The organism is Tessaracoccus luoxuelianae (assembly GCF_055326245.1).
Map to the genome: position 1 here is coordinate 202742 of NZ_JBUZNO010000007.1, position 19689 is coordinate 222430.

Genomic DNA, 19689 nt, shown 5'->3' on the forward strand with positions numbered 1-19689 from the left:
GACGCCAGCCCGTGGTCAGAACGGCGGGTCGCGGCGCTGAAGCCACAGCTGTGCCCGCGTCGCCGCCCGGCTGGCGGGCCGCGACCACCACGCCGCGCCCCGCAGCGCGGCCCTCGCGGCGTTGAAGCCAGCGCCCCCATGAACGCCTCCGCCGGGATGAGTGCCTGCCGAGGCGAGGTAGAGCCCGTCGAGGTGCGTGACCGGCCCGCCCAGCCCTGCCACCGGACGCCACGGCCCCTGCTGGAACAGCTGCGAGGTGCCCGCCCCGAGGGCCCCGCCGACGAGGTTGGGGTTGGCCGCCGCGAGATCCCGCGGCGTCTGGACCCAGCGACCCTGCTCGAGGTCGCGCCACCCGGGTGCAAGCTCGTCGAACATCGCCTCGACGGTGCCCAGCGACCGCGCCACCCCGTCGGCCCCCGTCACGGGCAGGTGGGTGTAGGCCCACAGCGACTCCGTGCCCGACGGCGACCGCGACGGGTCCGCGGTGGTCATCTGCCCCACCAGCGCGAACGCCCGGTCCGGGACCTCCCCGGCCGCGATGTCCGCGTGCCAGCGCACCAGCTCCCGGGACGACAACCCCGCGTGCACGACGGCGGCCTCCCGCGCCCGCGACGCCCGCCACGGCATGGCCCCGCCCATCAGCAGGTTGAGCTTGAGCGTCGGTGGGTCCCACGCGAACCGCTCGAGGCGCTTCATCAGCCCTCCGGGGACGGAGTCGGACGGCAGCAGCGTCCGATACAGCGCCGTTGCGGACACGTCCGCGACCACCGCGCGCCGCGCCCCCACCGTCGTCCCGTCCGCCAGCCGCACCCCGACCGCCCGTCCTCCGCTCACCGAGACCCCTGCGACGGGGGAGCCCAGCTGCACCGCCGCCCCCGCGGAGGCCGCCCGCGACACCAACGCCCCAGCCAACGCCCCGGCTCCCCCGCGGGGCACCGGGAAGCCCACGTCCTGGGCGAGCATCGCCAGGAGGAACCCCATCAGGCCGCTGACCGGGGCCAGCGGGGAGACATCCGCGTGCATGGCGTTGCCGGCGAGGAGGTCGCGGGCGCGGTCCCCTCCGAACCACTCCCGCCCCATCCGGTCCGACGGTAGGAGCGCGAACCGCGCGAAGTCCAGCAACCCGGCCGCGCCCAGCACCCGGGCCAGGCGCGCCGCGCCCCCGACCGGCGGCCAGCCGCGGAGCAGCGCGGCCAGCAGTGGGTCCTTCACCCGCCGCCAGCCGGAGACGAGCCTCAGCCACGCCTCGCCGTCGCCGGGGTGGTCCTCCTCCAGCGCGGCCGCGGTCTCCTCGGGCGTGGCCTCGATGGCGGAGCCCAGAGCGTCGTGGGAGGAGGAGACGTGCACCACGGCCGGGCGCCGGTCCGCCCACTCGAGCCCGTGGCGCTCCAATTCCAGCGCCCGCAGCACGGGAGAGGCCTTCCCCAGCGGGTAGCAGGAGGAGAACTCGTCGACGACGAACCCGTCGATCTCCCGATGTGCGACGGCGCCTCCAGCCTTGGACCGCCCGTCGAGGACGAGGATGTCCCAGCCGGCGTCGGCCAGCAGGGTGGCCGCGACCAGCCCGTTGTGGCCCGCCCCGATGACCACCGCGTCGACCACCCGTTCACCCATGCCCCGAATCCTATGTACGCGGCAAGGCGGGAGTGCCTGCCGTCGTAGGCTCGGAGGAGCGACGAGAGGAGCCGCGACCGTGATCGATCTCCCACCCATCACCTGGCAGGCGGTGCTGACCGGCCTGATTGTGCTGCTCGTCGGAGTGGGGGTCGGTTTCGTGGCGAGGCTCGTCGTGCAGCGGTTCCTCGCCTGGCGGGGCCGCAGCGAGAGCTCCACCCGCGTATTCTCCGGGCTGGCGCAGGGCGTGATCGTCGTGCTCTCCGCCGCGGCCGCGATCACCGTGGTGTTCCCCAGCGTGAAGCCCGTCGATGTCCTGGGTGGCATCACCATCGTCTCCCTGGCGGCCGGCATCGCGTTCCAGACCGTGCTGGGCAACATGTTCGCCGGCATCGTGATCCTGGCCCGGGACAGGTTCCGCGTCGGCGACCAGATCTCTGTGCTCGACCACTCCGGAACGGTCAGCGAGATGGGTCTGTCCCACACCGCCCTGCGCACGTTCGACGGCCGGCTGGTCCTGATTCCCAACTCATCCCTGCACTCGGAGATCGTCACAGTCCAGACGGGATATGAGCGTGTCCGCTCGACGGTGACCGTGGACCTCGACGACGCCACAGACCTGACCCATGCGCGGCTTGTGGCATTGGAGGCGATGCGGGAGATCCCGTCGATCCTCTCGGAGCCGGCGCCTGAGGCCCTACTGCGCGAGATCGGCACGGCCACGGTCAAGATGGATCTCCGCTTCTGGTCCGGGGCCCGCCAGTTGGAGACCCGCACCGCGCAGGACGCAGTGATCCAGCACGTGGTGGAGGCCTTCAGGCAGCACAGCGTGAAGTCCGGCGACGACGTCGTGACGATCAAGCTCGTCGACGGCGGCCGCGCGACTGACTCAGTGCAGTGAGCCCCCCGGGCAGGAGCCCGGCGTGCGGTCACTGTTCCTCCAGAACCGCTCTCGCCCCCCTGTGGCCCCCGAGGACCGTTCTGGAGGAACAACTGCCGCAGACCTGTCCGTAGACTCGACCCTTGTGGACGCACTGAAGCCGCCGCGACGAGGCGGAACCCTCCCCCTCGTCATCGCCGTCGCGCTCATTGTCCTCATCCTTGTCACGCTCGGCGCCACCAGCCCGCGGCCTCCGCTGGTCGAGGTCCTCCCCAAACCCACACCCACCGCGACACTCGGGCCCGAGGTCCCGCTCCCCAGCCTCAACCCACTGCCGTCACAGTCTCCGGTGTATCCCATGCCGGACGTGGAGCCTCTGGTGCTGCCGGGGTGGGCCGACGATGTGGTCCGGATCCTTGCCGCCGTCGCACTCCTCGCGCTGATCGGGACCTTCCTCTACCGCCTGTCCGGTGAGCTGATCAGGACCGAGCGTCGGCACGCTGCCGAACCCACCGGCGCCGAGTCCGAGATCCCGGAGATCGACGACGAGGAACTGGTCGAGGCGCTGGACGAGACGGTCGCGGAGCTCCGCCTGGGCATGGCCGTCGACGGCGCCGTCATCGCGTGCTGGCGGCGGCTCGAGCAGGCCGCGGTCTCGTCGGGCATCTTCAGGAAGCCCGCGCAGACGTCTCAGGAGTTCACCGTCGAGGTGCTGAGCCGGGCGGTGGTGGACGCCGCGGCCCTCGAGGAACTCGCCGAGTTGTATCGCCAGGCGATGTTCTCCACCCATGAGCTCACGGACGCCCACCGCGACCGTGCCGTCTCCGCCCTCGAGGCCCTCAGCGCGCAGCTCAGCGGGAGGGCAGCGCCGTGACGGCTGCGTGGAGCCTCATCGCCCGGCTCGCCGTCGGGATCGGCGTCGCCTCGCTGTTCATCCTGATCGACGACGTGGCCTATCTCCGAGTCGAGCCCACCCTTGCGCTCGTCGCCGGAATGGTGGCGGCCGCGGCGTCGTGGGCCGTCAACCAGGTCCTGCCCGCCGCGGACCAGCCGGAGTGGAAGCAGCCGTCCTGGCACACCCGCTCCCCGCACTTCCAGGCCGACATCCGCACCCGCCGCCTCGCCTCGGTCCTCGCCCACGCGCAGCCGGGCCGGGGCTTCGACTCCCGGCGCGTCGCCCGCCAACTCACCGAGCTCACCGTGAGGCGCCTGGTCACCTCCGGGCGCATCGATCGACCCGCCCGCGGCGCCGACCCCCTCGACGGCGCCGACGCACACCTCTCGCCCGCGCTGCTGACCTACCTCCGCAGCGCGGAGGCCGAGCACCCCCAGGTGCTCAACCGCAAGACCTTGCACGCCCACCTCAAGGAGATCGATTCGCTATGAGCACCCCCGCCGCGCTCACCCAGGCCCAGGCCACCTCGCTCGTGCAGCAGGTGCTCGACGCCGTCGACACCGCCCTCGTGGGGAAGCGCGACCAGATGACCCTGGTGCTGGCGGGTGTGCTGGCCGGCGGCCACGTGCTGCTCGAGGACCTGCCGGGCCTGGGCAAGACGTTGGCGGCGCGCTCCCTGGCGCAGGCGCTCGGCCTGGAGTTCACCCGCGCCCAGTTCACCCCGGACCTGCTTCCCGCCGACCTCACCGGCTCCTACATCTTCGACCAGCACACGTCCGAGTTCAGCTTCCGCGAGGGCCCCATCTTCACCGGCCTGCTCCTGGCCGACGAGATCAACCGGACACCGCCCAAGACCCAGTCCGCGCTGCTGGAGGCGATGCAGGAGCGGCAGGTCACCGTCGAGGGGCACACGTTCGTGCTGCCGCGACCCTTCCACGTGCTGGCCACCGCGAACCCGATCGAGCACGAGGGCACCTACCCGCTGCCCGAGGCTCAGCTCGACCGGTTCCTGCTGCGGCTGGCCTTCGGGTATCCGTCGCTCGACGAGGAGTGGGACGTGCTCTCCCGGCGGATGGGGCGACGGCGGGAGGAGATCGTGGTCGACGCCGTCCTCGACCCTGCCGGGCTGCTCGCCGTGCAGGACTGCGTCGAGAACATCCACGTGGCGGAATCGGTGGGCCGCTACGCCATCGATCTGGTCCGCGCCACGCGTGAGCATCAGGACACGATGGTGGGGGCGTCGCCGCGAGGGTCGCTGTCGCTGCTGCTGTGCTCGCGGGCGCTGGCGCTGATCGAGGGCCGCGACTTCGTCATCCCCGAGGACATCAAGCGCCTCGCCGTGCCCGCGCTCGGGCACCGGATCGTGATCCGGCCGGAGCTGTGGCTCAACAACGTAGCGCCGGAATCGATCGTTCGGGCGGTCCTGGACGTGGTGCCGGTGCCGGACGCGGAGAGCCTCTGATGCAGGTCACGCACACCCCCGCGCTGCTGCGGTCCCTCGGGGTCGCGGCGGTGCTGGGCGTGCTCGCGATCGTCGCGCAGCGGGCCGACGTCGCGGTCCTGATGGCGCCCTTCGTCGTCCACCTGGCGTGGGCGTGGGCGGTTCGACGGCGCGGCGAACCCGAAGTGGAGGTGAGGCCGAAGGCGGTGGTGGTGCCCGAGGGGGAGTCGGTGCCGCTGGTGACTCGCGCGTCGCAGGCGTGGCCGTCGTCCGTTGTCACGCTGCAGTGGCCGGTGCGGCCGGGGATCGCGGTGGAGCCCGACGCCGGCACGGTGCTGGATGCGGTGGCCGTTGAGGGCTCGAGTGTCGCGGTGCAGCCCGAGCGCTGGGGTCGCTACGACGTGGGCCCCGGCTCGGTGTCCGTGGCGGACCTGAGCGGGAGCTGGCGCGCCTCGGCCGCGCTGCCCCGCGTGCAGATCACCGTGCGGCCGGCGTCCTCGACGCTGGAGGGCGGCAGCGGGGTGGCCCATCCGATCGGCATCGTCGGCATGCACCGCTCTCGGCATCGTGGCGACGGCAGCGACCTGGCCGATGTGCGCGAGTTCCGCCCCGGGGACAGGCTGAGGCGGATCAACTGGCGGGTGACGTCGCGGCTGGGGAAGGTGCACGTCAACTCGACGCTGACCGAGCGCGACACGGACGTCCTCATCGTCGTCGACACCCTCCTCGACGTGGTCCCCGCGGATCCGACGGCGCCCACGAGCCTGGATGCGACGGTGCGCGCGGTCGCGGCGATCTCCCGCCACTACGTCGGCTTCGGGGACCGCGTGGCGGTCCACGACCTCGGCCGACGGATCGGCCATGTCCGCTCCGGCACCGGGCCCCGCCAGGCGAGGGTGGTGCTCAACGTGCTGTCGCGGGCGAATCGCAGCGTGCCGGACTGGGACATGCTGCGGCCCGTCGGCACGGTGACCAGCGGGATGCTGGTGTTCTTCTGCTCGCCGCTGCTGGAGCGGGAGTCGCAGGACGAACTGGTGCGGCTCCGCAGACTCGGTGCGGAGGTGATCGCGGTGGACACGCTGCCGGAGGGGATCGGGCGGTTCGAGGACATCGGGGCTTTCCGCCGCGACACCTTCCTCGGCGAGGCCTGGATGATGCGCCGGATGGAGCGCGACGACGCCATCGAGCGGCTGCGCGGCATCGGCATCCCGGTGACTCCGTGGCGTGGGACGAGCAGCCTGGCGAGCGTGCTGCTCTCGATGGAGGCGGCGCGCTCCGCCCCGAGGCGGGTGCTCGGCCGATGAGGGACCTCGCCGAACTGGTCGCCGCGTGGATCTACGCGCTGCGGATCACCAGTGGTCAGCAGTGGGTGCTGCGGATGGTGGTCCTCGCGTCGGGCCTGTCCACCGCGGCCCTGTGCGCGGTGTGGTTCCCGACGGTGGTCTCGTCCGCCCTGTTTGCGGTCGCGGTGCTGATGGCGTTCGCGTCGGTGGTGCGCCCGGACTCCGCGGCACCGCTGGGGCTGGTCGCCGTCGTCGCCCTGTCGTGGCTGTCTGGGGGCGCGGGCTCGTCGTGGTGGGAGTGGCTGGCGGTGGCCGGCCTGGTGGCCGTGTTCCACCTGAGCGTCGCGTTCGCTGCGGCGGCGCCGTCGTACGCGACGATCACCGGCCGCGCGGCTCACCGGATGGTGCGAGGGCTGGCGGGTTTCGTGGGCGTGAGTGTCGCGGTGGGGGCCGGAGTGATCGTCCTGACCGCCCTGCCCGACGATGCGCTCGGGCTCTGGTGGGTGGTCGCGGGGTCGCTCGCCCTGGCCTCGGCGACGGTGGGTCTGGTGGCCGCGCTCAGACGCCCCGGCTAGGGGCTCAAAGGCGCTGTTTGAGCGCTTACCTACGGTAGCGTAACCTTGTAGGTAATGACTCTTCAGGGCGCCACCGGCGCCCCGCCTCAGGCGCACAGCTCGGTGGTCAAGCGCGTGCTGAGACAGGCCCGCTCGGGGGCCCGGAAGGTGGCCGAGGCGCTCGCCACGCCACTGCTCCCCGAGGACTTCCTTGACCTGATCGACCCGCTGCGCTCCGGCGCGGACCTGCGCGGCCGCGTCGTGGCAGTCCGCCCCGAGACCGCCAGCGCCACCACGGTGGTCATCAGGCCGGGGCGCGGGTGGCGCACCCACAGGCCCGGCCAGTACACCCGCATCGGCGTGGACGTCGACGGGGTCCGCCAGTGGCGCGCCTACTCCATCACCAGCCCGGTCAACGACGCGGGCACCATCACGCTGACCATCCGGGCCATCGCTGAGGGCAAGGTCAGCAACTACGTCAAGGCGCACCTCAGGCCCGGGGCCGTGATCCTGCTGGACCAGGCCACGGGAGACTTCGTCCTCCCCAGCCAGGTGCCGGACGCCGTGCTGTTCCTCACCGCCGGCAGCGGGATCACCCCCGTCATGGGGATGCTGCGCAACTCGCCGCTGCCGCGGGACGTGGTGGTGGTCCACTCCGCGCCCACCCCCGAGGAGATGCTGTTCCGCACGGAACTCCGGGCGCTCGCCGACGCGGGTCGGATCCGGCTGATCACCCGCTTCACCAGGGCGGCGGGCGTGCTGCCCGTGACCGAGCTCGACTCCGTCGTCCCGGATTGGCGCACCCGGCACACCTGGGCCTGCGGCCCCACCGCCCTGCTCGACGACGCCGAGGCACACTGGGCCGACGCCGGCCTGGCCGACCACCTGCACACCGAGCGGTTCCGTCCGCGGATCCACGCCGTCGGCGAGGGCGGGGAGATCACCTTCACGCGCTCAGGAATCACCACCGCGGCCGACGCGTCCACCACCCTGCTCGACGCGGGCGAGGAAGCCGGCGTGCTGATGCCGTCGGGCTGCCGGATGGGCATCTGCTTCAACTGCGTCGTCCCCATGACCGAGGGCAGTGTCCGCGACCTCCGCACGGGGGACCTGACCACCGCCAACCCCGATGACCCCGTCATCATCCAGACCTGTGTGTCGGCTGCGGCTGGCCCATGCCATCTCCGAATCTGAAGGCCTCACCATGACCGAGACAGTGAAGAACCGCCCGAACCGCATCACCACCTCCCGCCCGCAGGAACGAGCCGAGATCTCGGCCAGCGGCAAGCACAACCCCATCGCCCACCTCAGCCCGGAGGACATCGAGGACATTGGCCGCGAGCTCGACGCCATCCGCGACGAGATCATGGCCAGCCGCGGCTCCGACGACGCGGCCTACATCCGTCGTGTGATCAGGACGCAGCGCTCCCTGGAGCTGGCCAGCCGCGTCGTGCTGCTGTTCTCCAGGTTCCCGCCCGCGTTCGTCCTCGGCACCACCGGGCTGACGGTGGCCAAGATCATCGAGAACACCGAGATCGGGCACAACATCCTCCACGGCCAGTGGGACTGGATGCGCGACGAGAAGATCCACTCCAGCACCTGGGAGTGGGACTTCGCCTCGCCCGCGGAGCAGTGGAAGAAGTCCCACAACGTCGAGCACCACACCTACACCAACGTCGTGGGCATGGACAACGACCTCGGCTACAACGTGCTGCGGGTGGACCCGGACCAGGAATGGAAGCTGCTGCACCTCTTCCAGCCGGTGACCAACTTCTTCACGGCGCTGTTCTTCGAGTACGGCATCGCCGCCTACGACCTCGACCTCAAGGGCTGGAGCGAGGGGACCAAGGACAAGCAGGTGTTCAGGGAGGACCTGAAGAAGGTCTTCGCCAAGATCCGCACCCAGATGACCAAGGACTACCTGGTGCACCCGCTGCTGTCGGGGCCCTCCGCGCTGTCGACGCTGATGGCCAACGCGATCGCCAACACCGCCCGCAACGTGTGGACGCACTCGGTGATCTTCTGCGGCCACTTCCCCGAGGGCGTGGAGACGTTCGAGACGGAGTCCATCGAGGGCGAGACGCGGGGCGAGTGGTACGTGCGGCAGATGCTCGGGTCGGCCAATATCTCGGGCAGCAAGCTCATGCACATCATGACCGGGCACCTGTCGCACCAGGTGGAGCACCACCTGTTCCCCGACATGCCCAGCAACCGCTATGCCGAGATCTCCCCGAGGGTCCAGGCGCTCATGCAGCGCTATCACCTGCGCTACGTCACCGGGCCGCTGCCCAAGCAGGTGGCCTCCGCGTGGGGCAAGGTGTTCAGGTACTCGCTGCCCAACAAGAAGCCGGGCACCAGCCAGTGGGCCGAGGTGGCCTCGGCCGCCCGCGCCGCGGTGGGCGACGTGGTGGACTCCACCCGCGGAATGTGGCGGCGTCCGCGGCAGGCGGCCATCGGCGCCATGGCCTAGCGCTAGCCTGAGCGCACGATGATCCTTGCGCTCCTTGTCTCGCTGTTCGCCGGTCTGGCCACGTCCATCGGCGGGCTCCTGGTGGTGCGCCGAAAGACGCTGGGGCGACGGTTCCTGGCCGTGGCCCTGGCGTTCGCGGCCGGGGCCATGTTGATGATCTCCTTCATGCAGATCCTGCCGCTGGGCATCCAATGGATGGCGGAGACCTACCCCCGCGCCACGGCGGAGGGGCTGGTATTCGCCGCGTTCTTCGTGGGCATCCTCCTTGTCCTGGCGATCGACCGGCTCCTTCCCGCCTCGCTCAACCCGAGCGAGATCGAGGGCCGCGAGGCGGCCATGGGGTCCAAGGACGCGGCGCGCAACACGCGCCTGCTCCGCAGCGGGCTCCTCGTAGGGCTGGTGCTGGGGCTGCACAACTTTCCCGAGGGCATGGCCACGTTCTTCAGCACCTACCAGGACCCGAAGATCGGCCTGACGCTCGCCGTCGCCGTCGCGATCCACAACGTGCCGGAGGGCATCGCTGTCGCGGCGCCGGTCTATGCGGCGACGGGGTCGCGGGGCAAGGCCTTCTGGTGGGCCACCGTCTCCGGGTTGACGGAGCCCATCGGCGCCTTGGTGGCCGCGGCTCTGATCAGCTGGGTGGTACCGGAGTCCGTGCTGGGACTGTTCTACGGGCTGGTGGCCGGGATGATGGTGTTCCTTGCGCTGGACGAGATGCTGCAGGCGTCGTGGCGCTACCAGACGGACAAGCACCAGACCATCTACGGCATGCTGGCCGGGATGGCGATCGTCGCCGCGAGCCTGGTCATGTTCGCCGCGGCCTGAGGGACACGGGGCCCCGGCCGCCCGTCCCCGCTGGCTGAGGTGCCGCGCAGCGGCCTCGAAGCCTATGAAACGTGAGCTGACAAGGAGCGTTTCTTAGGCTTCGAGGCTCGTCGCTTCGCTCCTCGCGCCTCAGCAAGCGGGAGGGGGCTCGTCGCTCCTTGCGCCTCAGCCAGCGGGAGGGGGCTCGTCGCTCCTCGCGCCTCAGCCAGCGGGAGAGGCGAGGTGGTCGGGGTCCAGATCGATGCGACGCAGGAGCTGCGCGTTCAACGCGACGATGATCGTCGACAGCGACATCAGCACCGCCCCCACGGCGGGGGACAGCACCAACCCGACGGGCGCCAGCACTCCCGCGGCAAGCGGCACCGCGACGATGTTGTAGCCCGCCGCCCACACCAGGTTCTGGATCATCTTGCGGTAACTCGCCCGCGACAGGTCGATCATGGACAGCACCGCCCGTGGGTCGTTGCCCGCCAGCACCACGCCGGCCGACTCCATCGCCACGTCCGTCCCCGCCCCGATCGCGATCCCCACCTCGGCGCGGGCCAGGGCGGGGGCGTCGTTGACGCCGTCGCCCACCATCGCCACGGTCAGCCCGCGACCCTGCAGCTCGGTCACCTTGGTGTCCTTGTCCTGCGGCAGCACCTCGGCGAACACCTCGTCGATGCCCAGCTCGGCGCCGACGGCCTCGGCGACCTGCCGTGCGTCGCCGGTGACCATCGCCACCCGCACGCCGCGATCCTGCAGCGCCCTGACCGCAGCCTTCGACTCCGCGCGGACCTTGTCCTCGACGGCGACCGCCCCGATCACCTCACCGTCGCGGATGACGTGCAGCACGCCGGCTCCCCGCCCGGTCCACGAGTCAGTCGGCCCCGTGAGAGCCGACGGCGTCTCCAGCCCCAGCTCGCGCAGCAGGGTGGGCCCGCCCACCTGGATCGTCGAGCCGTCGACGGTGGCCCGCACCCCGCGGCCGGTGGACGCAGAGAAGTCCGTCCCGCGCCGTCGGATGCCCGAAGCCTCCGGGTGCTCGGCGGCCGCCGCGACGATCGCCCGCGCGACGGGGTGCTCGCTGTCCGCCTCGGCCGCCGCCGCCAGGGACAGCAGCTCGGCCTCGGACACCCCGGCCGCCGCGATATCCGTCACCGCGTGCGCGCCCTCCGTGAGGGTGCCGGTTTTGTCGAACAGCACGACGGCGATGGTGCGCATCCGCTCCAGCGCCATCCGGTTCTTGATCAGCACGCCGTTCTTGGCGGCGCGCTCGGTGGAGATCGCGATGACAAGCGGGATCGCCAGGCCCAGTGCGTGGGGGCAGGCGATGACCAGCACGGTGACGGTCCTCACCACGGCCTGGTCAGGGCTGCCGAGCAGGGTCCACGCGATGGCGGTCACGATGCCCGCGCCTAGCGCGAACCAGAACAGCAGCGCGGCTGCGCGGTCGGCCAAAGCCTGCGCCCGCGACGACGAGGCCTGAGCGTCGGCCACCATCCGTTGGATGCCCGCGAGGGCGGTGTCGTCGCCGGTGGCCTCGACACGAACCCGCACCGTGTTGTCCGTCGCGACGGTGCCCGCGACGACGCGCTCGCCCTCGCCGCGGGCCACGGGCTGCGACTCCCCGGTGATCATCGACTCGTCGAACTCGGCCGCGCCGTCGACGATCGTCCCGTCCGCGGGCACGCGGGCGCCCGCCCTGACCAGCACCACGTCGTCGACCGCCAACTCCGCGATCGGGACGACGACCGTCCCGTCGTCGGTCACCCGCTCCGCCTCGCTGGGCAGCAGCTCGGCCAGGGCGTCGAGCGCCGACGACGCGGCCCCGAGCGCCCGCATCTCCATCCAGTGGCCGAGCAGCATGATGGTCACCAGCAGCGCCAGCTCCCACCAGAAGTCGAGTTCGAAGCCGCCGATGCCGAGCGTTGTGACCCAGGAGGCCACGAACGCGACCGTGATGGCCAGCGAGATCAGCAGCATCATCCCCGGCTGACGCGTCTTCAGCTCGCGCCAGCCGCCCTTGAGGAACGGCACCCCGCCGTAGGCGAAGATCGCGGTGCCGAGGACGGGCGCGATCCAGGTGGAGCCGGGGAATTCCGGCAGGTGGTATCCGAGCAGGTGCGCCACCATGGGGCTGAAGACCACCACCGGGATGGTCAGCGCCAGGGACACCCAGAAGCGGTTCTTGAACATCGCCGTCGAGTGCCCGGCGTGCTCCCCGTGAGAGTGGACCTGCTTATCGTCTGCCCCGGAGTGGGCGGCGCCGTGGGGCATCGCCTGCCCGTGAGTGCCGTGGCCGGCGTGGTTGTCGTCGACCGCCACGCCGCCGTGATCGGCATGGCCAGCGTGTGGGTCGGGGGAGGTGTGAGGGTTCTGGTGCTGTGACTGCTCCATGTCTCAGGTATATACCCCCAGGGGGTATCAGATCAAGCCTTTGGGGGAAACGTGTTGCCCGACGCCCCCCCCAGAGCGCCGGGCAACACGGGATCACTCGTAGCGCAGCGAGTTCACCGGATCCGCCCGGGCTGCCCGCGCCGCCGGGAACGTCCCGGCGAGAAAGGCGATGGCGACCACCAGGGCGATGACCGCCCCCACCGCCAGGGGGTCGAACGCGATCAGCGTGAGCCCTGGCAGATCCGCCAGGAGGGTGCGCGACAGCACCCGGCTCAGGACTCCGCCCGCCACCATGGCCACACCCACGCCCAGCACGCTCCCGAGCAGGCCGATGACGGTGGCCTCCAGGCTGAACAGCCCGAACACCCGCCCGTTGCCCATGCCCATGGCCTTCATCAGGCCGATCTCGCGGGTCCGCTCCTGCACCGACATGTACAGCGTGTTAACGATCCCGAAGCTGGCGGCCAGCAGCGCGATGACGGCGAAGGCGTTGAGCACGAGCACGATCCCGTCGATGACGGTGGTGAACGTCCCCAGCTGGTCGGAGACCGTGACGGCGGAGTAGCCGGCGTCCGCCAGCCGGTCCTGGAGCGCTTCGGTCTCCTCCGTGGTGGCGCCGGCGTCGTACCAGACGGATGCCTCCGCGTAGCGGTCCTCCTCGTCGGCGGGGAGGCCCGTGTTTTGCGCCTCCTCGAGGGCCACGCTGAGGGTGTCGTTGAGCACGATGCTCGCGCCCGTGGGGGAGGCGAGTCCCTCCTCGGCGACGCCGACGACGGTGGCCTCCATGGTGTGCGCCGTGCGAAGCGCGTCGCTGATCTGCAGGGTCACGCTCTGGCCGATCGCGTCCGCCTCGTCGGCGAAGCCGAGCGGCTCGACGTAGGACACGGGCAGCACCAGCTGTGACTCGTCCGATGCGTCGTCGGGAGCCTGGCCGGCGATCAGCTGGATCTCCTGGCCGGACACGAGGCTGCCCACGTTGACGACGTAGGGGGTGCCGTCGCCCGCCTGGATGAAGTCCGGGCTGAGCGATCTGGTGGGCTGCACGTCCAGCACGCCGTCGATGCCCGCCAGTTCGTCGAGGTCGTCCTGCGTGAGCGCGGTGACCACCCCGCCGCCGCCGGGGCCGGGATGGTCGCTGCTGATGGCGTCGGGGTCGTACTCGCGGGGCCCGGAGGCGCCGCGCATGCCGGACTCGCCCTCCGCCGTGCGGGTCACGGTGAGCACGTCCGAGGCGCCGACGGCGGTGACCGTGTCGTCGATGTAGCGGTTGATGCCGGTGCCCAGCCCGCTGGTGAGGGTGAGCGTGAACGCCCCGACGAAGATCGCCAGGACCGTCAGGATGGTGCGGGTCTTGGAGCGCCACACGTTGGCGAACGCCGATGAGACGAGGTCATGGGCCTTCATGCCGCCACCACCTGCTCGTCGCCGACGAGGAGCCCGTCGCGGATGAGGAGGCGGCGGTCGCAGCGTGCGGCGAGGTCGTCGTCATGGGTCACGATGATGAGCGTGATGCCGTGCTGGCGGTTGAGGTCCAGCAGGATGTTCTCGACGACGGCGCCGGTGGCCGAGTCGAGGTTGCCGGTGGGCTCGTCGGCGAAGATGATCCGAGGAGTGTTGATCAGGGCCCGCGCGATCACCACCCGCTGTTTCTGGCCGCCGGACAGGTCGCTGGCCTTGTTCCTGGACTTGTCGTCGAGCTCGAGCTGCTCCAGCACCTCCATGCCACGCCGCCGTCGCTCGTTGCGCGGGACCCCTGCGATCTTCAGCGGCAGCGTGACGTTGTCGAGCACCGTTGCGCTCGGCGTGAGGAAGAACTGCTGGAACACGAACCCGAAGGTCTGGTTGCGGGTGCGGTTGAGCCGACGTCCGCGCAGCTCACCGGTGTCGACGCCCTCCAGCGTGATGCTGCCCGACGTCGGCGCGTCCAGCAGCGCGAGCGTGTGCATGAGGGTGGACTTGCCGGATCCGCTCTTGCCGAGGATCGCGATGCTCTCGCCCGGCCGGATGTCGAGGGTGACGCCGCGGAGCGCCTCGAAGCTGTTCTGGCCGCGGCCGTAGGTCTTGTGCACCTCGCGGGCCGAGATGATGGGGCTGGTCAACTGATCCTCCTGATGAAGCCTCCCGCGTGAACGGGTGGCACCGTCAATCATCCGCAGCCTGCGCCCCTGACGCATCGTCTCGATGTGGGCTCCTGCGGTACTGCGCCGGTGGTACGTGTGGCCTGCCCTAGCGCCCACGCCGGGTCTCACCGGAACGAGTACGACTCCACGTGCAGCCGCTCCGCGGCCACCCCGGCCCTGCGCAGGTCGGACGCCAGCTGCTGCATCATCGACGTGGGCCCGCACATCCGCACTCCCAGCTCGTCCGCGTCGACGCCCCCGGCGGTGAGGACGTCCGCGGCGCTCACCCTGGGCTCGGCTGTGGTGTCGATGAAGCGCACGGTGAGCCACGGATACCGGGCGGCGCTGTCCAGCAGTTCCCCCTCCATGGGGCTCGCGACGGCGTCCCGACGTGACCACAGCAGGGTCACCCGTCCACCCGGTCCGTCTTCACCGGCCGTCCGGATGGTCGCGATCATGGGCGCGATCCCCGCGCCGCCGGCCACCCAGACGTTGCTGGGCTCGTGCGGGACTGGGTCGGTGGACCCCTGTGGGGCGCTGAGCCACACGCGGTCGCCCACCGCCACACGCTCGACGAGCCGGCGCGTGCCCCTGCCGGACGCCTTCACCCCCAGCTCGAGTTCCCCGTCGGGGCTGACGCCGGCGACGGTGAACGGGTGCGCACGCTCGCGCGCGGACCGCAGCCCCAGGTACACGAAGTGGCCCGGCAGGAATCCGCGGTCGCGATCGGGCTTGACGTGGACCATGGCCACGAGGTCGCTGAGCCGGTGGACCTGCGTGACGGTGCCGTTGCGAAACCAGCCACGGGCGTGGCGGGCGAGCGTCCGGTCGAGCACCGCCCACACGCCGTAGGCGCACACGACGACGTAGACCGCACGGAGTGCCACCGACGACGGTGTCAGCTCCGCGTCCACGAAGCCGTGATACATCGCCACAAGGACGTACGCGGCGAGCACGGCGTGCATGATCCGCCAGATGTCATAGCTGCTGCGGGCGATCCACCCGAGGGGACCGCGCCAGCGGGCCGCCCGCGTTCCCGGCGCGAGGAACGCCCAGGCGATGAGCAGCACCGTCACCTTCTCCATGACTTCCATGACTGTGGCGGTGAGGCTCGGCTCGCCGCGGGTGGCCATGATCCGTGGATGCACGATGGCCAGGGCGAACCCGAGCGTCCCCGCCACCCGGTGCCACCACAGCTGCGCGTCGATCCCACCGAAGAGCCTCGCCGGCGCCGGGCGCTGGGTGATCGAGAGCATGGCGGCGGACATCAACCAGATCGCCTCCACGCCCAGGGTCTCGCCCACGCGGTCGCCGAGGGGCTTGTCGGCCGGCAGCAGCGTCATCCACAGCACCGCGATGACCACGGCGCCCACGACGGTGGCCACCATCCCGGGGCGCAACCACAGCCCTGCGCCGGGCGGACGGAGTGACACGGTGCTGGCGTGATGCGGCATGGTTGCATCCTTCGCCCTGGTCCCTGTGCCGCGCATCCGCCCGGCGCGGCAACCGGGGCCTACTCCGATCGCAGTAGGTCAGGGGTGCCCGACGCGGACCAGGCCAGACTGGTAGGCCGCCACCACCAGCTGGGCGCGGTCGCGCAGGTTCAGCTTGGTCATGGCGCGGTTGAGGTGCGTCTTGACCGTGAGCGGGGAGAGCACCAGGCGGTCAGCGATGTCGTCGTTGGTGAGGCCCTCCGCGGCCAGGGCCACCAGCTCGCGCTCGCGGTCGGTGAGCAGCGGGAGCGGGAGCGGGCCACCCGACTCTGTGGCCTGGGCGACGCTGGTGGGCTGGGCGAGGAATCTCGCGATCAGCCCCTTCGTCGCCGTCGGTGACAGCAGCTGGTCGCCCGCGGCGACGATGCGGATGGCCTCCAGCAGCTGCGCCGGTTCGACTCCCTTGCCGAGGAACCCCGAGGCCCCGGCGCGGAGGGCCTCGAAGACGTACTCGTCCAGCTCGAAGGTGGTCAGGATGAGAACCCGGACCCCGGCCAGGTCGTCGTCGGCGCAGATCCTGCGGGTGGCCTCCAACCCGTCGAGCACTGGCATCCGCACGTCCATGAGGACGACATCGGCGGCCGTCTCGCGCACCAGCCGGAGCGCCTCCTCCCCGTCGGCGGCCAGGCCCACCACCTCCAGCTGGGGGTCCGAGTTGATCAACGCCGCGAACCCGCTCCTGACCAGGGCCTGGTCGTCGGCGAGCACCACTCGGATGGTCATGAGTCCTCCCTCAGAAGGGGCAGCTCGGCGGTCACGACGAACAGGCCGGGGTCGTGGGTGAGGGTGAGAGTTCCGCCGGCGGCCAGCACGCGTTCGCGCATCCCCATCAGGCCGAAGCCGCTCGATGGCCCCTGTTCCCGCTCCCCGGGGGGCACCGGGTTGCTGATCTCGATGCTCAGCGTGTCCCCGCGGTGGATGACCACGCTCACGGGGGCGCCCGGTGCGTGCTTGCGCGCGTTGGTCAGGGCCTCCTGCACCAGTCGATGCGCGGCGTGGCCGGCCAGCGGGGCCACCCCGTCGAGGCCGGTGGGTCCGGTGACGGTGAGGGGCACGCCGAGCCTGCGGGCCGCGTCGAACGTGTCGGCCAGGTCCGTGGGGGCGGGAGCCGCGGCGGAGGGAACCAGGCTCTCGTCCTGGCGCAGGACGCCGAGGATGCCCTGTAGTTCGTCGAGCACGGTGGCCGCGGCCGCGCGGATGTGGCCGATCGACGCCTCGGCCGTGGCAGGGTCACTGCGCAGGAGGTGTCCGGCGACGCCCGCCTGGACGTTGATCACGCTCACGTGGTGGGCCATCACGTCGTGCAGCTCGCGCGCGATGCGGACCCTGTCCTCGGCGACGAGGCGCAGCGCCAACTGATCGTTGGCCGCCTCCGCGCGCTCTGCCCGCTGCTCGAGGGCCTCCACCATCAGACGCTGGCTGCGCGCCGCCAACCCGATCGCCGTCCCGATCCACAGCCAGAGGAACCCCTCGCCCGGCTTCCCCCACCACGGCGCCCCCGAGAGCACACCCGCCAGGGTGGCGCTCACGAGCACGACGGTGGCGCCGGCGGCAGAGATCATCACCGTGCGGCGCTCCCGGTGCAGGGCCAGCGAGAACGCCAACGCGGCGGGGGCGAACGGGGCCAGGTTGAGCGGGTGACCGCTCGCCTGCGCGATCGCGGACGCCGCGACCGACACCCAGAAGGCGGGGGCAAGGTGCCACCGGCGACCCAGCAGCGCGGTCGCGGCCACCAGGGTGAGGGCGACGTCGAGCCACCCGTAGGCGTACGGCGCGCCGCCGTGGGGTGGGCTCGAAGCAATCGTGGGGCCCGCCACGAGGGTCAGCATCGCTGCGGCGCCCACGACGGCGAGCTCCGCGGGTAGGCGGAGGGTGTGACGTGGGGCCATAGCCGTCACCTTAGGCGCGAGGCGGGCGCGGGCGCGTCGTCCACGCGCAGGCTGAGCGGGGTACTGCGGGCGGAGTAGGACATGATGTGTATTAGTATCTGCGTATGCACGCGGACAAGAAGGCTCAGGACGTCCCCTCGGAGTTCGTCGACCTCGCCGCCGAGGTGCTCGCCCTGCTGTCGGACCCCACCCGGATCCGGGTCATCCTCTCCCTCCAATCCACGGACGAGCTGTCCGTGGGTGAACTGGCCGAAAGGGTCGGCAAGAATCCCTCCGGCGTGTCCCAGCACCTTGCCCGGCTCCGGATGGCGCGCATGGTCACCACCCGGCAGGACGGCACCAAGGTTCTCTACAAGCTCGCCGACGAGCACGCCCTCGGCGTCATCCTGGAGGCCGTCAGGCAGGCGGAGCACTCCGTCGCTGCGACCGGGCAGACGCCGCTGCACCACACCGTCGGGGGCGATGAAGAGCCGCGGTACGGTGCCGACGGGCTGAGCCCTCGCCGTCGGTCCGTCGGCGCCTAGGCGCGGTGCCCACCATGTTGACCGTCCTCCACGACCGCACCTACCGGAATCTGTTCTCAGCCCAGGTGATCGCCCTCCTCGGCACCGGACTGCTCACCGTCGCCCTTGGTTTGTTGGCGTTCGACATCTCGCCCAGCAGCGCAGGAGCGGTGATGGGGCTCGCCATGTCCATCAAGATGGTGGCCTACGTGGCCGTCGCCCCCGTGATGTCCGCCCTTGTCGCCCGCATGCCACGCAAGCCGCTGCTCATCACCGCGGATCTGGTGCGGGCGGCCGTCGCGCTGTGCCTACCCTTCGTCAGCGAGGCTTGGCAGATCTACGTGCTGATCTTCCTGCTCCAGTCGGCGTCGGCCACGTTCACCCCGGCCTTCCAGGCCCTCATCCCGTCGGTGCTGCGCGAGGAGCGCGAGTATACGCGGGCCCTGTCGTTGTCGCGGCTGGCCTACGATATGGAGGCGCTTGCCAGCCCTATGATCGCGGCCGTGCTGCTGGCGGTGGTCGGGTATCAGGACCTGTTCGTCGGCACCGTCGTGGGCTTCCTCAGCTCAGCAGCCCTGGTGGCCGTCACCCGGCTCCCACGGATGGAGCCGTCGCCGCCTGCGCCGTTCCTCGAACGCCTGACCAGCGGGACCCGCCACTTCTGGGCGGCGTCCGAACTGCGTGGCCTCCTGGGGATCAACCTCGTGGTGGCCGCCACCACCGCGATGGTGATCGTCAACACCGTCGTGATCGTGCGCACCCACCTCGGTCGGGGTGAGGGTGACCTGGCCTGGCTGCTGGCCGCCTACGGGGCCGGCTCGATGCTGGTGGCGTTGGTTGTGCCGCGGCTCCTCGAGCAGTTGCCCGACACGCGGGTGATGCTCGCGGGCGCCGCCATCCTCCCCGTCGCGCTGGCAATGGCCGCCGGAGTCCTCGCCTGGGTCGACAACGCGCTCGCCTGGTTGCTGATGCTCGTGCTCTGGTTCGTCATCGGGGCCGCGACATCCGCAGTGCTCACGCCGTCGGCGCGGCTCCTGCGCAGGAACTCGACGGAGCAGACCTGCCCGGCGGTGTTCGCCGCCCAGTTTTCGCTCTCGCATGCGTGCTTCCTCCTCACGTATCCGCTCGCAGGACTGCTGGGTGCCCAGTTCGGGCTGCCAGGTGTGGCGGCGGTGCTTGTGGGCGTGGCGGTGGTCGGCCTGGGGTGGGCGCGCTCGGCGTGGACGGTGGTACCCCAGGTCTCGGACGAGACGTTCGTCCACCGAGGTTCACGTACTATCGACGCGTGAACGACGGTCATAGTCCTTTGCCCTCCGGGGCCGCCCAGATGTCTCTGAGCCCTT

18 protein-coding genes are annotated in these 19689 nt (G+C 71.1%); 11 read left to right on the top strand and 7 right to left on the bottom strand.

Features of this window, described 5'->3' with window-relative positions; genetic code table 11:
- Nucleotides 1-15: 15 nt before the first annotated feature.
- Nucleotides 16-1614, bottom strand: coding sequence for a phytoene desaturase family protein (locus tag ACZK39_RS12200; protein WP_463613452.1), 1599 nt, complete (start codon nucleotides 1612-1614; stop codon nucleotides 16-18).
- Between the two features lie 79 nt (nucleotides 1615-1693).
- Here ACZK39_RS12200 and ACZK39_RS12205 point away from each other — a divergent pair, with 79 nt between their 5' ends.
- From ACZK39_RS12205 to zupT, 9 genes are all read left to right on the top strand, one after another.
- Entirely contained in the window at nucleotides 1694-2515 is an 822-nt protein-coding gene (locus ACZK39_RS12205; RefSeq protein ID WP_463613453.1) for a mechanosensitive ion channel family protein, read from the top strand.
- A 124-nt stretch (nucleotides 2516-2639) separates the two neighbouring features.
- Nucleotides 2640-3368, top strand: a complete 729-nt coding sequence (locus ACZK39_RS12210) for a DUF4129 domain-containing protein (RefSeq protein WP_463613454.1) — start codon at nucleotides 2640-2642, stop codon at nucleotides 3366-3368.
- Nucleotides 3365-3880 (top strand): hypothetical protein, encoded by a 516-nt coding sequence (locus ACZK39_RS12215; RefSeq protein WP_182798756.1) that lies wholly within the window; start codon nucleotides 3365-3367, stop codon nucleotides 3878-3880. The genes ACZK39_RS12210 and ACZK39_RS12215 overlap by 4 nt, the downstream gene beginning before the upstream one ends.
- Nucleotides 3877-4851 (top strand): AAA family ATPase, encoded by a 975-nt coding sequence (locus ACZK39_RS12220; RefSeq protein WP_182781561.1) that lies wholly within the window; start codon nucleotides 3877-3879, stop codon nucleotides 4849-4851. The genes ACZK39_RS12215 and ACZK39_RS12220 overlap by 4 nt, the downstream gene beginning before the upstream one ends.
- The gene (locus tag ACZK39_RS12225) at nucleotides 4851-6134 is read left to right on the top strand and encodes a DUF58 domain-containing protein (RefSeq protein WP_182798754.1); all 1284 of its coding nucleotides are present in this window, start codon (nucleotides 4851-4853) and stop codon (nucleotides 6132-6134) included. The genes ACZK39_RS12220 and ACZK39_RS12225 overlap by 1 nt, the downstream gene beginning before the upstream one ends.
- Complete coding sequence (locus tag ACZK39_RS12230) at nucleotides 6131-6688, top strand: hypothetical protein (RefSeq protein WP_182798753.1); 558 nt, start codon at nucleotides 6131-6133, stop codon at nucleotides 6686-6688. Before ACZK39_RS12225 ends, ACZK39_RS12230 begins: the two co-directional genes overlap by 4 nt.
- A gap of 54 nt (nucleotides 6689-6742) precedes the next feature.
- On the top strand, nucleotides 6743-7861 hold the full coding sequence (locus ACZK39_RS12235; protein WP_182781564.1) for a ferredoxin reductase: 1119 nt from the start codon (nucleotides 6743-6745) through the stop codon (nucleotides 7859-7861).
- Nucleotides 7862-7871: 10 nt separating this feature from the next.
- Nucleotides 7872-9137, top strand: coding sequence for a fatty acid desaturase family protein (locus tag ACZK39_RS12240; RefSeq protein ID WP_463613455.1), 1266 nt, complete (start codon nucleotides 7872-7874; stop codon nucleotides 9135-9137).
- 18 nt (nucleotides 9138-9155) lie between these two features.
- Nucleotides 9156-9962 carry a zinc transporter ZupT gene (gene zupT, locus ACZK39_RS12245; RefSeq protein WP_463613456.1) on the top strand — a complete coding sequence of 269 codons (807 nt, stop codon included), beginning with the start codon at nucleotides 9156-9158 and terminating at the stop codon, nucleotides 9960-9962.
- Between the two features lie 201 nt (nucleotides 9963-10163).
- On the opposite strand, the gene ACZK39_RS12250 is transcribed toward zupT, so the two are convergent.
- The 6 genes from ACZK39_RS12250 to ACZK39_RS12275 form a co-directional block, all read right to left on the bottom strand.
- Nucleotides 10164-12341, bottom strand: a complete 2178-nt coding sequence (locus tag ACZK39_RS12250) for a copper-translocating P-type ATPase (RefSeq protein WP_463613457.1) — start codon at nucleotides 12339-12341, stop codon at nucleotides 10164-10166.
- Nucleotides 12342-12434: 93 nt separating this feature from the next.
- Entirely contained in the window at nucleotides 12435-13745 is a 1311-nt protein-coding gene (locus ACZK39_RS12255; RefSeq protein WP_463613458.1) for an ABC transporter permease, read from the bottom strand.
- Nucleotides 13742-14440, bottom strand: a complete 699-nt coding sequence (locus ACZK39_RS12260) for an ABC transporter ATP-binding protein (protein WP_463613459.1) — start codon at nucleotides 14438-14440, stop codon at nucleotides 13742-13744. The genes ACZK39_RS12255 and ACZK39_RS12260 overlap by 4 nt, the downstream gene beginning before the upstream one ends.
- Nucleotides 14441-14586: 146 nt before the next feature.
- On the bottom strand, nucleotides 14587-15915 hold the full coding sequence (locus ACZK39_RS12265) for a ferric reductase-like transmembrane domain-containing protein (protein WP_463613460.1): 1329 nt from the start codon (nucleotides 15913-15915) through the stop codon (nucleotides 14587-14589).
- 78 nt (nucleotides 15916-15993) lie between these two features.
- Entirely contained in the window at nucleotides 15994-16677 is a 684-nt protein-coding gene (locus ACZK39_RS12270) for a response regulator transcription factor (protein WP_463613461.1), read from the bottom strand.
- Nucleotides 16674-17843: a sensor histidine kinase gene (locus ACZK39_RS12275; RefSeq protein ID WP_463613462.1), complete on the bottom strand. Its 1170-nt coding sequence runs from the start codon at nucleotides 17841-17843 to the stop codon at nucleotides 16674-16676. Before ACZK39_RS12275 ends, ACZK39_RS12270 begins: the two co-directional genes overlap by 4 nt.
- A gap of 104 nt (nucleotides 17844-17947) precedes the next feature.
- On the opposite strand from ACZK39_RS12275, the gene ACZK39_RS12280 reads away from it, so the two are divergent.
- Both ACZK39_RS12280 and ACZK39_RS12285 read left to right on the top strand, forming a co-directional pair.
- Nucleotides 17948-18367 (top strand): ArsR/SmtB family transcription factor, encoded by a 420-nt coding sequence (locus ACZK39_RS12280; RefSeq protein WP_463613463.1) that lies wholly within the window; start codon nucleotides 17948-17950, stop codon nucleotides 18365-18367.
- Nucleotides 18368-18381: 14 nt separating this feature from the next.
- The gene (locus ACZK39_RS12285) at nucleotides 18382-19635 is read left to right on the top strand and encodes an MFS transporter (protein WP_463613475.1); all 1254 of its coding nucleotides are present in this window, start codon (nucleotides 18382-18384) and stop codon (nucleotides 19633-19635) included.
- The last annotated feature ends 54 nt before the right edge of the window (nucleotides 19636-19689 follow it).